Annotated in this window: 10 protein-coding genes; 4 read left to right on the top strand and 6 right to left on the bottom strand. The window is 34.1% G+C overall.

Going from position 1 to position 12,816, the window contains the following annotated elements:
• Window positions 1–183: 183 nt before the first annotated feature.
• Together GQS07_RS07270 and GQS07_RS07275 are read right to left on the bottom strand one after the other, a co-directional pair.
• Window positions 184–1,506, bottom strand: a complete 1,323-nt coding sequence (locus GQS07_RS07270; protein WP_158210230.1) for an MATE family efflux transporter — start codon at window positions 1,504–1,506, stop codon at window positions 184–186.
• 116 nt (window positions 1,507–1,622) lie between these two features.
• Window positions 1,623–2,309 (bottom strand): OmpW/AlkL family protein, encoded by a 687-nt coding sequence (locus tag GQS07_RS07275; RefSeq protein ID WP_158210231.1) that lies wholly within the window; start codon window positions 2,307–2,309, stop codon window positions 1,623–1,625.
• Window positions 2,310–2,545: 236 nt separating this feature from the next.
• Between GQS07_RS07275 and GQS07_RS07280 the strand changes: the two genes are divergently transcribed.
• Window positions 2,546–2,902 (top strand): CoA-binding protein, encoded by a 357-nt coding sequence (locus GQS07_RS07280; protein WP_199269089.1) that lies wholly within the window; start codon window positions 2,546–2,548, stop codon window positions 2,900–2,902.
• Here the strand turns inward: GQS07_RS07280 and GQS07_RS07285 are convergent.
• Window positions 2,873–4,381 carry a sodium:solute symporter gene (locus GQS07_RS07285; protein ID WP_090410370.1) on the bottom strand — a complete coding sequence of 503 codons (1,509 nt, stop codon included), beginning with the start codon at window positions 4,379–4,381 and terminating at the stop codon, window positions 2,873–2,875. The two genes, GQS07_RS07280 and GQS07_RS07285, sit on opposite strands and share 30 nt — an antisense overlap.
• A 178-nt stretch (window positions 4,382–4,559) precedes the next feature.
• On the opposite strand from GQS07_RS07285, the gene recR reads away from it, so the two are divergent.
• The 3 genes from recR to feoB all read left to right on the top strand — a co-directional run bounded on the left by recR (window position 4,560) and on the right by feoB (window position 8,210).
• Window positions 4,560–5,180 (top strand): recombination mediator RecR, encoded by a 621-nt coding sequence (gene recR, locus GQS07_RS07290; RefSeq protein WP_158210232.1) that lies wholly within the window; start codon window positions 4,560–4,562, stop codon window positions 5,178–5,180.
• 594 nt (window positions 5,181–5,774) lie between these two features.
• Entirely contained in the window at window positions 5,775–6,005 is a 231-nt protein-coding gene (locus GQS07_RS07295; protein WP_090410368.1) for a ferrous iron transport protein A, read from the top strand.
• A 27-nt stretch (window positions 6,006–6,032) separates the two neighbouring features.
• Window positions 6,033–8,210 (top strand): ferrous iron transport protein B, encoded by a 2,178-nt coding sequence (feoB, locus tag GQS07_RS07300; protein ID WP_158210233.1) that lies wholly within the window; start codon window positions 6,033–6,035, stop codon window positions 8,208–8,210.
• Window positions 8,211–8,261: 51 nt separating this feature from the next.
• Here feoB and GQS07_RS07305 read toward each other — a convergent pair whose 3' ends face one another.
• From GQS07_RS07305 to scpA, 3 genes are all read right to left on the bottom strand, one after another.
• On the bottom strand, window positions 8,262–8,906 hold the full coding sequence (locus GQS07_RS07305) for a vancomycin high temperature exclusion protein (protein WP_158210234.1): 645 nt from the start codon (window positions 8,904–8,906) through the stop codon (window positions 8,262–8,264).
• A gap of 40 nt (window positions 8,907–8,946) precedes the next feature.
• Window positions 8,947–10,194: a DEAD/DEAH box helicase gene (locus tag GQS07_RS07310; protein ID WP_158210235.1), complete on the bottom strand. Its 1,248-nt coding sequence runs from the start codon at window positions 10,192–10,194 to the stop codon at window positions 8,947–8,949.
• Window positions 10,195–10,683: 489 nt separating this feature from the next.
• On the bottom strand, window positions 10,684–12,813 hold the full coding sequence (gene scpA / locus GQS07_RS07315) for a methylmalonyl-CoA mutase (protein WP_158210236.1): 2,130 nt from the start codon (window positions 12,811–12,813) through the stop codon (window positions 10,684–10,686).
• Window positions 12,814–12,816 lie beyond the last annotated feature (3 nt).

A 12,816-nucleotide genomic window follows, 5' to 3' on the forward strand; every position in this document is an offset into this window, starting at 1 on the left:
ACATACAATAATCACCAGAATAAAGCTTGTATACAGGGTTGAAGAATGTTTAATTGTACTATTGATGAACTTAGACTATATAGCATAATAATCGTTAAGCATTGAAGTTTCCGTATGAGTTGTTATAAAGGTAATTAAAAACGTTCTTCTTGTTATGTTGGGTAGTGTGTGAAATAATAGCATTTATTGATTTACATAATTCTTTTTGAACAAATACATTAAAGGGAAACTACGGCAACACATCCAAACAGCAAAGGCAATCCAGACACTATATAGTTTAAAACCTAAGTAATCAAACAACAAAAGGGTAGGTATAAAACCACAAAAAGTTGCAAACAACAAATTATTACGTAAAAACTTAGCGTCTCCCATCCCTTTAAATATTCCATCATAAATATAAGCAAGAGCATTGATTGGTTGCATAATAAGTACTAACCAGAATACAGATAAAAATACTTTTATTACCTCAGGGTCTTGGTTGAAGAGTAAACCAATTTGTTTGTAGAATATGATGCAAATTGTATTTAAAGCAAGGGCAATAATAATTGCATATTTGCTGATATCCTTACTCATTTTCCACATCGCATTATAGTTTTTCTCGCCCAATAATCTACCTGATAAAGCATTACCAGCACTTGCATAACCATCAATAAAGAAAGAGAAGAAAAGCCAAATATTCATTAAGATACTTTGAGCAGCAATGAAGCTTTTACCATAACCAGTAGCGTACGCATTTGCTAAATATAGTGCCACATTTAAAGTTGCAGTACGAATTATAAAGTTAAAACTCATTATAATTAATGGCTTTAAAGAAGGGTTAATCGTTCTTCGAACTTTTAACGTAAAAGGAGTTTTCGTAAAGAAGAAGTAGAAAGCCATAATTAGCATTACAGTCTGAGCAATAACACTGGCATAAGCAGCTCCTTTAATATGCATTGCTGGGATCCATCCATCTACACCAAATACAAATAAGTAGTTTAGACCTACATTTAGAAAAGCTCCTACCAGACTACACTTCATTGCCCATACAGTGTTTTGAAGCCCCCTAAAGACTCCAAATATAGCAAAGGTTATCAAAGTAAGAGGAAAGCCCCAAGCTCGTATTAAATAGTATTCTTTTGCATAGGTAAGTATAAGACCACTTGCATTATAGGCCACAAAGATCTCGTGGACAAAAAAAGTAGTAAAGATGAATAAGAACACACTCAATAGAAAGTTGAAAACAATAGCCTGAGGAACAAGTGTTTTTACTGCAAATAATCTTTTGCTACCTAAGTGTTGTGATACGGTAGCAGAAATAGATGTTTTTGTTTGTGCAACTACCCATATAATAGCCGAAAGAAATGAACCGACAAGACCAACAGCAGCTAAGGCTTCTACACTATTTTCTTTTACATTCCCAACAATTGCAATATCCGTTAAAGAGATTATAGATTCTGAAATTCCTGAAAAGATAGCTGGAATAGCTAATTTGTTGATATCCTTAAACGTAATAGTAGTTGCCATAATAATTTGTAGTACTCAAAAACAATTGCAAAGGTCGCAAAAATATTAGGCAATAAAAAACCACCCTAACACAAGAATTGTGGGGGTGGTTGAAAAAAAAATGTCTTATTAAATAATTAAAAACGCATTCCTACACCAAAACCAATTAACATTGGATCGATTTTAACTTTTGCAGGTATGTCTAATGCATCTCCTCCATTTAAGTTAGAAGCGTCAACAGTTACGTCTGTTTTTAAGAATAATTTTTTGAAGTCAACGTTGATAAAGAATTTATCAGTTAAATCAATGTCAAATCCAAATTGGTATCCCCAACCAAATTTGTTATCATATTTAATGTCTTTTGCTACACCTGATTTTTCGTTGTAGAAAATTGTGTAGTTAACACCAGCTCCAACATATGGTTTGAATACTTCACCAAATTTGTGGTGGTATTGTACCATTAAAGTCGGAGGTAATAAATATACACTTCCTAAATCAAGGTTTACAGAAGTTTCTCCACCAATGGCAGAAATATCTGAACCTAATGTTCCAACATTATGTCTTGAAGTACCTAAAATTAATTCAGCAGCAAGATTTTCTGTAAAGAAATAAGTGAAGTCTAATTCAGGTATAAAGTTATTGTTTACGTCAATTTGACCACCGATAACACCAATGTCAGCTCTGTTGTGAGGAATTACACCAACACCACGTAAACGCATTTGCCATTTGTATGTTTCTTTTTCTTTAGCAACATTCTCTTGTGCAAATGTTGAACCACCCATTAATAAAGCAGCTCCTAAAAAAGATAGTAGTAATTTTTTCATAATTGTTTTTTTAAATTTTCTGATGTAAAATTAGTGTTAATATTGTATCAACAATATGACTTTTATCATTATTTGGATATTTATTCCAATTAAATGACTTATTTTACTGTTTTTAAGAAAATTTACTTCATTGTAAATGTTGATTTGGTATGTTTAATGTTGTTTGTGTTGTGTCTTTTGTTAATTAATGTACAGTATTTGAGTTTAAATTGTTAAAGTAATAAAAATAATAAATTATGAAAACTTTAGTGTTAGGAGCTTCTTTAAAAACAGAAAGATACTCTTTTAAAGCAATTTCAATGTTACAAGAGTATGGTTATAGTGTTGTAGCTCACGGATTAAGAGTAGGTAATATTGGAAATGTAACTATTTCAAAGGAGTTAATAGCATATGATGATATAGATACAATTACCTTATATCTAAATCCTAAGAGACAAGAAGAGTTTTACGAATATATTATTTTGTTAAAACCAAGACGGGTAATATTTAACCCCGGAACAGAAAATCCGGTGTTATATAAATTATTGCGTGAAAATGGTATTGATTATGACGAGGCTTGTACGTTAGTTTTGTTGCGTACTAACCAATACTGATTTCTTGCTGATTAACAATAATAAGATGACTGTAATACTCGCATTTACTAAGATCAATTCGTTGTCAAATACATAACCTCCTAAAAAACCGCTGGCATTATTACTAATAAATAATGTTGCAAATGGAGAAATTAGACAGATAATTGGAACCAGTTTGTCCTTCACTTGTTTGTTTTTAAAGATAATGGCAAAAGCGAATAATCCTAAAAGAGGACCATACGTATATGAAGCAATTCTAAAAATCATACTAACTACAGATGCGTCATTAATAGCATTGAACAAGATAATAACTAAGAACATCAAGAAAGAAAAGCTCAAGTGAACTATTTTTCGTTTCCAAACATTTGAGCTACTCTCTTTTTGTTTGTCCATATTTAAAAAGTCGATACAAAACGACGTAGTTAATGCTGTTAAAGCAGAGTCAGTTGTTGCAAATGTAGCTGCTGTTAGCCCTAATAAGAATACTATTGCAGGAACAATAGATAAGTGGTTAAATGCTATTTCAGGGAACAATAAATCTGTTCTTGGTTTTCCTGAAGCGCTATCAAGAGGAACATCAATGCCGTATTTATTCGCATAGATATATAGTAAAGCGCCTACACCTAAGAAGAATAAGTTAATGACAACAAAGATAGCAGTGAACGAATACATATTTTTCTGAGCTTCTTTAATGTTTTTACAGCTCAAGTTTTTCTGCATCAAATCTTGGTCAAGTCCCACCATAGCCAAGGTTACAAAAATCCCTCCAATAAACTGTTTAAAGAAATTAAAGCGATTAGATATAAAGTCTTCAAAGAAAAATATTTTAGAATAATTACTTTGTTTTACTGTTTCAAAAGCTTCAATAGGACTTAAATCTAAGCTGTGACAAATGAAAACAATGGTAAAAATAACCGATGCCACAAGGAAAAATGTTTGTAGCGTATCTGTTATGATAATGGTTTTTAGTCCTCCTTTGTAAGTATAGGCATATATAAGTAAAAGGGCAATTAATACGGTTGCAAAAAAAGGAATACCAAAATGATCAAATACATAACGCTGTAGTACTATAACCACAAGGTAAAGCCTAAAAGCCGAACCAATTGTTCTACTTAATAAAAAGATAGATGCAGCACTTTTATAGCTATAATGTCCTAATCTTTTCTCGATGTAAGTATAAATGGACACCAAGTTATACTTGTAATAAAGCGGTAATAAAATAGAGGCGGTTAGTAAAAAACCAACAGCATTTCCTAAAACGAATTGAAAGTATTTAAACTGTTCTCCATTAGGAGAGCCAACTTCTCCGGGCACTGAAATAAAGGTAACACCAGAAAGTGCTGTTCCAATCATTCCAAAAGCCACTAAATACCACTTTGCATTTTTATTAGCACTAAAAAAGGCATCATTACTACTATCTTTTTTACTCACAAAATGTGAAATAAGAATTAATATACCGAAGTAAATCGTGATGATGGTAATAATGCTAATTGGTGACATAAATTGATTTTGAAAATGAATGTGTTTCCAAAAGTAATTATTTTTTTCACAAAGAGTGAACAGACGGAAAGAATGTTAGTTTTATTCTTTTTAACACTCGCAAAAACAAGTTGTTATTTTTTAGCGAACAGTGAAAAAGCAATTTCATCTATGCTTTGATATTTTATATATTTGCGCCATGGAATTCCCTTCAAAATTATTAGAAAAAGCAGTAGAAGAAATGTCACAATTACCAGGGATTGGTAAGCGTACTGCTTTGCGATTGATGTTACATTTATTAAAGCAACCAGAAGAGCAAACAGTTCACATGGCAGAGGCGTTGATGAAAATGAGAAAAGAAATCAGTTTCTGTAAAAGCTGCCACAATATTTCTGACGAAGAAATCTGTGATATTTGTTCAAATCCAGTACGCGATCATCAAACAATTTGTGTCGTTGAAGACGTACGCGATGTTATGGCTTTGGAAAACACCCAACTGTTCAAAGGAATTTACCACGTTTTAGGAGGTAAGATATCGCCTATGGATGGAGTAGGGCCAAGCCAGTTGAATATTAATTCTTTGGTTGAAAAGGTGAAAAATGGAGAAGTAAAAGAAATTATTTTTGCTTTGAGTTCAACTATGGAAGGGGATACAACCAATTTTTATATTTATAAACAAGTAAAAGACCACAACATAATCACATCTACAATTGCCAGAGGAATTGCAGTTGGAGATGAGTTAGAGTATGCAGATGAAGTAACATTAGGGCGTAGTTTAGTGCACCGTGTTCCTTTTGAAAATGCGTTTAAACCGATTTAGTAACTGGTGGAAAATATTATGAAAGCAACTATTCGCAAGGGTAGTTGCTTTTTTTATGTCTGTTTGTTAAAGCTAAATAGGGATTAAGTAATGAGTCAGTTTTGTAATAACTACTTTTTTAATTATATATTATTCGTAAACCATCAGCTCAGTCATATGCTTTTGTAATAGTTAGGTGTACGTTAAATAGTACTGTCATTATAGGCTTCTTTGATACTTGTTTCACACAAGCACCACACAAGTACCAGACTTCTTCGGTAAAAAAGGCTTTTTTCCGAACTTCTGTGGGACTTGAGTGGTAGATGTCTCGAACATGGTGCGTTTAAAACTACCCTTTGATATGTTCTTTATCGCAAGAACAATCCATTGCATTAGATTTTTAATCTCCGTTTATTTTGTTTCTTATAGAAAAGGAAGTGTGTGTGTAGTGCCCCTAACTTTTAGACTTTTTCTTTACTTGTGTTTTAAAAAATAGAGTATTTCTTCAAGCTTCCCTTTTCTCTTAATCACATTATTTATAATGATTAGTTTTAACACTAAATTTATTGTTAGACAAGCCTAATTATGTAATTTTGTATATCTAAAGAAATGAGAATGAATTTGTCAGAACTTCAAAAAGGAGTAAAAGCTAAGATTGTTGGTATTGAGCGTGGTTGTGCAAGAGAAGTGCACCAACGTTTTCTTGACTTAGGATTTGTACCGGGTGCAGAAATTGCCGTACACAATGTAAGTCCTCTAAAAGATCCAGTAGCATACTCAATTTATAATACTATTATTTCATTGCGTAAAGAGGATGCAAAAATGGTATTAATCTCAATTCAATAACAAAATTTAAGTAAGGAGAAGATCGATATGGCGAAAACAGCCTGTGATATTTGTGATTTAAACGCTGCTGCAGAATTAAAGAAACTCGGTGATATATCGGGTAATTTTGATTATTCAATTGCGCTTGCGGGAAATCCAAATACTGGAAAAAGTACAATATTTAACGCCTTAACAGGATTGAAACAGCACACTGGTAACTGGCCAGGGAAAACTGTTACAAGAGCTGAGGGGAGTTTTCAATACAAAGAAAGTAAGTATAAATTAATTGACTTACCAGGAACGTATTCCCTAATGTCAACGTCAGAAGACGAAGAGGTAGCAAGGGATTTTATTCTTTTTGGTAAGCCTGATGTTACTGTTGTTGTAGTTGATGCTGGGAGATTAGAACGCCATTTAAGTTTGGTAGTTCAAATTCAAGAAATCACAAACAAAGTAGTTGTTTGTTTAAACCTTATGGATGAGGCTACGCGTCACGGTGTAGAGATTGACGTTCGTGGTTTATCAAGAGATTTAGGTGTTCCTGTTATTCCAACATCAGCGAGAAATAAAGAGGGAATTCCTGAGTTGCTATTGGCTATTGATCAAGTGGCAACAGGAAAATATGTTCCGGAACACAAAACGATTTCGGGAATTTCAGGGGAGTCGCGTAAAGCAGTACAAGAAGTTGCAACTGATTTATTAGCATTAGATGCTGAGTTGCCAAGTGCTTCGTGGATTGCAATGCGTTTGATTCAACAAGATAATAGTATTCAAGCTGCTTTGTTAAACAAAACCTTGTCTCAAAAAATAACAGTTGAAAAAATCCAACCTATTTTAGAAAAGGCAAATCAATACCACGATTCACTGGGGTTGGATTATTCAGATAATGTAGCAGGAGCTATTTTTTCACAAGTATCAAAAACAGTGAAAAGCACAGTGAAATCAGACGAGAATCAACGTGCATTCCGCATTGACAGAATGATAGACAACGTGGTTACCAGTAAGCGATTTGGTTTTCCTATTATGCTACTAATGTTAGGGGGAGTTTTATGGCTAACAATTATTGGGTCTAATTATCCTTCTGAAGCATTGTCATATTTGCTATTAGAACAATTATATCCTTTGCTAAAAGAGGGAGCAACCTCAGTAGGTTTTCCTTGGTGGCTAAGCGGATTTTTAATAGATGGAGTGTATCTTGCTACAGCGTGGGTAATAGCAGTAATGTTACCACCAATGGCTATTTTCTTTCCGTTATTTACGTTGTTAGAAGACTTTGGATATTTGCCAAGGGTAGCTTTTAATTTAGACAGGTTGTTTAAAGGAGCAGGAGCACACGGAAAGCAAGCATTGACTATGAGTATGGGGTTTGGTTGTAATGCTGCAGGAGTTGTAGCAACAAGAATTATTAATAGTCCTCGCGAGAAATTAATAGCGATTATTACAAACAACTTTTCACTTTGTAATGGTCGTTGGCCAACGCAAATCTTAATGGCTACTATATTTATAGGGGCTTTAGTACCTGCTTATATGTCGCATACAATATCGACTTTAGCAGTTGTAGGAATTGTTGTTTTGGGAATTGCATTTACCTTTTTTGTTTCTTGGTTTCTATCGAAAACAATGCTAAAAGGAGAGGCTTCTTTCTTTACGTTAGAATTACCACCATATAGACCTCCTCACGTATTACAAACGGTTTATACATCATTGATTGACAGAACTATGATTGTATTGTGGAGAGCTATTGTGTTTGCAGCACCAGCGGGAGCAATTATTTGGTTAGTTTGTAATATTATGATTGGCGACAAGAGTATGGCATTATGGGTAATTGAAGGATTAGACCCAATCGGTGTTTTACTTGGATTAAATGGAGTTATTCTATTGGCTTATGTTGTAGCAATTCCAGCTAATGAAATTGTGATTCCAACCATATTAATGCTTACAGCAATGGTATTAGGAGATGCAAGTTTAGGGGAAGGAGCTGGAGTGATGTTTGAAGTTTCAGACGGAGAGATCGCTACAATTTTACACGCAGCAGGATGGACAACCTTAACAGGAGTAAATTTAATGTTGTTTAGTTTATTACACAATCCGTGTAGTACTACTATTTACACCATTTACAAGGAAACAAATAGTGTTAAGTGGACAACAGTAGCTTCTATTTTGCCAGTTATATTAGGAGTTATCGTTTGTTTTGTCGTAGCACAAGTATGGCATTTATTCGTATAATATATAGTTTAAAAACAAAAAAAGTCGAGATATTATCTCGACTTTTTTTGTTTATATATCTTGTGTTCCTATTTTGATAGGGGCACCTAAATATTTAGGTTTCTTGCTTATCAAATTATCCAATAGAACTTTTACTCTTGCAAACTTTTCTCTGATTAATGTTTTAAAACCGTAGTGTCTTGTAACATCTTGGGCGTTAAAACCAATTGTTTTTAAATCAAGATGATTTGCAATATACACGGCTCTTTCATTGTGAAATGGTTGAGAAATAATGGTAAATTCATCTTGACCAAATATTTCTTTCATTCGATAAACAGAGTCTAATGTTCTGAAACCAGCATAATCTAAGTAGATTTTTTCTTCAGGTATCCCTTTTTCTACCAACGCTAATTTCATATCCTCTGGTTCATTGTAATCTTTACGACTATTGTCTCCACTAACAACTATATATTCTAACTTACCACTTTTATACAAAGCTGCTGCAGCTTCAATGCGATAAGTGAAATAATAGTTTAACTGACCATTAGCTAAGTGTTTTGCAGTACCTAAAACAAGACCTACTTTATTGTGAGGAATGTCCTCTGTCTTGTCATACAACTGCTTTTCTGTAGTCGCTTTTACTGTGTAATTAGCAAAGTAGAGTAACAGGAGTACACTGATAATGGCAATTAGTATTAAGTAAAATAGTTTTTTCATAACAGATTATTTAATCCGAAAGATAGATAAAAACCTTAGCTTAATACCAACGTTTTTTATTCTTTTTAGAGTTTTCAGATTTACGAGAATTACCTTGTCCTGGTTTTTTTCTGTAATCTTTCTTTTGTCCTTCACCTTCTTTTTTGTTCTTTTCTTTCCACGGGAAAGGATGTTCAGTAACAATTTTAGGTTGAGAACGCGTGAATTTTACAATGTCAGCCCAGTAGTTTTTTTCTGTTTGGTCACAGAAAGAAATAGCTACTCCTTCATTTCCAGCTCTACCTGTACGTCCAATTCGGTGTACAAATGTTTCAGGAATATTAGGTAAATCATAGTTAATTACAACAGGTAACGAATCAATGTCAATTCCCCTTGCCGCAATATCTGTTGCAATTAATACTTTAGTTTCTTTATTTTTAAAACTATCTAAAGCTTCTTCACGTGCAGTTTGAGATTTGTCTCCGTGAAAAGCAGCAGCATTTATTCCGTTTTTAATCAAACTTTCTACTACAGTATCAGCTCCCATTTTAGTACGTGTAAATACTAAAACATCAGATAATTTTTCGTTTCTAATAATGTGGTATAACAATTTCTTTTTGTCTCCTTTTTCAACAAAGTACACTTTTTGTTTTACCGTTTTAGCACTTGAAGAAATAGAATCTACTGCTACATATTCTGGTTTTTGTAAAAACTCGTGTGCCAATTCGCGAATAGCCAAAGGCATAGTAGCTGAGAATAAAAGTGTTTGTCTATTAGACGGAGTTAATTGAATCAGTTTTTTCACTTCATCAATGAATCCCATATCTAACATTAAGTCCGCTTCATCTAAAACCAAGTAGTGTAAATGGTCAAGGTCTAAGTGTTTTTGTTTATATAAATCCAACAAACGACCTGGAGTACCAATGATTACATCAGCTCCTTTATTTAATTGTTCTATTTGTGGTTTGATGGACATTCCACCATATAAAGTAATATGCGTAACGTTAGTATACTTAGCGTATTTCTCAAAGTTATCACCAATTTGAACAGCAAGTTCACGCGTTGGAGTAACGATTAATACTTTCGCTTTCTTTGCTTTTTTGGTATTCCCAATTTTGTGTAAATAATGGATAATCGGCATTGCAAAAGCAGCTGTTTTTCCAGTACCTGTTTGCGCACAACCAATAAGGTCTTTCTCTGCTAAGATTAATGGAATAACTTTTTGCTGAATAGGAGTAGGTTCTTTGTAACCAAGCTCTTCGATTGCACGTAATATATTTTTATTTAAGTGTAAGTCTTCAAATGTCATAAAAAAGTATAATATTTTGGACAAAGGTACTGCATTTGGAGTTAGTTTAACTTATAAAATTCAGTTTAAGAGCAGATTTGTCGTTAAAAACAACCTATTATAAAGGCTTTTGTTATTGGTGTAATCTGTTTTATAATAGATGATTGTATTTTTTATAGTATCACTAAAGTTGTTGTTTTATACTTTTAAAAGACGATAGGTTGTCTTTAAAAGTCTTAAGGGAAATGTACTGAAAAAGAGAAGAGAGAAAAATTTGCTTTCAATTCGTATCTAAGCTCTTCAAACCTTTGAAAATCCTTGCTTTTTCAAGGTTTGGAACTTTTATCAATGAAAATATAGTTGAGCTTTGTTTCAACTGAAGATTGTATTTGTGTAAATAGATTTCTTTATGATTGAGAAGAGTACAGAAAAAATGAACAAAAAAAATCCTCAACGAAAGTTGAGGATTCTTTGAAATAAAGACTTGTCAGATTGTCTTTGAAATTTATCTTAAGCTTCTTCTCCTATGAGAATTTCTAACATTGTAATAGCAGCTTCACTAATTTTAGTACCAGGACCAAATACGGCAACTGCACCTGCGTCGAATAAGAATTGGTAATCTTGTGCAGGAATAACTCCCCCTACAATCACCATAATATCATCACGACCATATTTTTTTAATTCTTCAATAACCTGAGGAACTAATGTTTTGTGTCCAGCTGCTAAAGAAGAAACTCCTAAAGCGTGAACATCATTCTCAACAGCTTGCTTTGCAGCTTCAGCTGGAGTTTGGAATAATGGTCCGATGTCTACGTCAAAACCAACGTCAGCATAACCAGTAGCTACTACCTTTGCTCCGCGGTCGTGACCATCTTGTCCCATTTTCGCAATCATAATACGAGGGCGACGACCTTCGATATCAGCAAATTTATCTGCTAACTCTTTCGCTCTTTTAAAACTTTTGTCGTCTTTTATTTCTTTGCTATACACACCACTTACAGATTGAATTTGTGCTTTAAATCTACCAAATACACTTTCCAGTGCATCACTAATCTCACCTAATGTAGCTCTTAATTTAGCCGCTTCAATAGCTAATGCTAATAAGTTACCTTCACCTGTTTTTGCAGAAGTAGTCAGTGCAGCTAATGCTTCTTGTACTTTCTGGTTATCACGCGTAGCTTTAATTTGATTTAATCGGTCAATTTGTTGCTTGCGCACTGTTTGGTTATCAACTTCTAAAATATGTAATGGGTCTTCTTTTTCTAAGCGATATTGGTTTACACCAACAATTATATCTTGTCCACTGTCAATACGTGCTTGTTTACGTGCCGCAGCTTCTTCAATGCGAAGTTTAGGAATACCAGCTTCAATAGCTTTAGTCATACCCCCTAATTCTTCAACCTCTTCGATAAGTGCCCACGCTTTTTGTGCAATTTCTTGTGTCAAGTTCTCTACATAATAACTACCAGCCCAAGGGTCAACCGTTTTACATAACTTTGTTTCCTCTTGTAAGAAGATTTGTGTGTTACGAGCAATTCTTGCTGAGAAGTCTGTCGGAAGCGCAATAGCCTCATCAAGAGCATTGGTGTGTAACGATTGCGTTCCTCCAAAAGCCGCAGCGGCAGCTTCAATAGCTGTTCTTGCTACGTTGTTAAAAGGATCTTGTTCTGTTAAACTCCAACCTGATGTTTGACAATGTGTTCTTAATGCTAACGACTTTTCAGAAGTAGGGTTGAATTGTTTAAGTAGTTTTGCCCATAACATTCTACCTGCGCGCATTTTGGCAATCTCCATAAAATGGTTCATTCCAATTGCCCAGAAAAATGAAAGTCTTGGTGCAAATTCGTCAATTTTCATTCCTGCTGCCAATCCCGTACGGATGTACTCTAATCCATCTGCTAACGTATAAGCTAACTCAATATCTGCGGTTGCACCTGCTTCTTGCATATGGTAACCAGAAATAGAAATAGAGTTAAACTTAGGCATATTTTTACTCGTGTATTCAAATATATCTGCGATAATCTTCATAGAAGGAGTTGGTGGGTAGATATAAGTATTACGCACCATAAACTCTTTTAGAATATCGTTTTGGATAGTTCCTGATAATAATTTAGGGTCAACGCCTTGTTCTAAAGCTGCAACAATATAGAATGCCATAATTGGTAATACAGCACCATTCATTGTCATAGAAACAGACATTTCTCCTAATGGAATTTGGTCAAAGAGTACTTTCATATCTTCAACGCTGTCTATTGCAACTCCGGCTTTACCAACATCTCCAACTACACGCTCGTGGTCCGAGTCGTATCCGCGGTGTGTTGCCAAGTCAAAAGCTACAGATAGTCCTTTTTGTCCAGCGGCTAAGTTTCTTCTGTAGAAAGCATTACTTTCTTCAGCAGTAGAGAAACCAGCATATTGTCTAATTGTCCACGGACGACGTACATACATCGTAGAATATGGACCTCTTAGATTAGGAGCAAAACCAGCAGCAAATCCGATGTGTTCAATGTTTTCTAAATCAGTTTCGCTATATACTTTGTTGATAGCGATACCTTCAGCAGTAGTAAACTCTGAAGTTTCTGATTGATTTCTGATAGCAGAAGTGTCAATCTCTAAATGATGTAAATCCTTTCTTTTCATACC

It is taken from the genome of Myroides phaeus, assembly GCF_009799805.1.
Classification (GTDB): domain Bacteria; phylum Bacteroidota; class Bacteroidia; order Flavobacteriales; family Flavobacteriaceae; genus Flavobacterium; species Flavobacterium phaeum_A.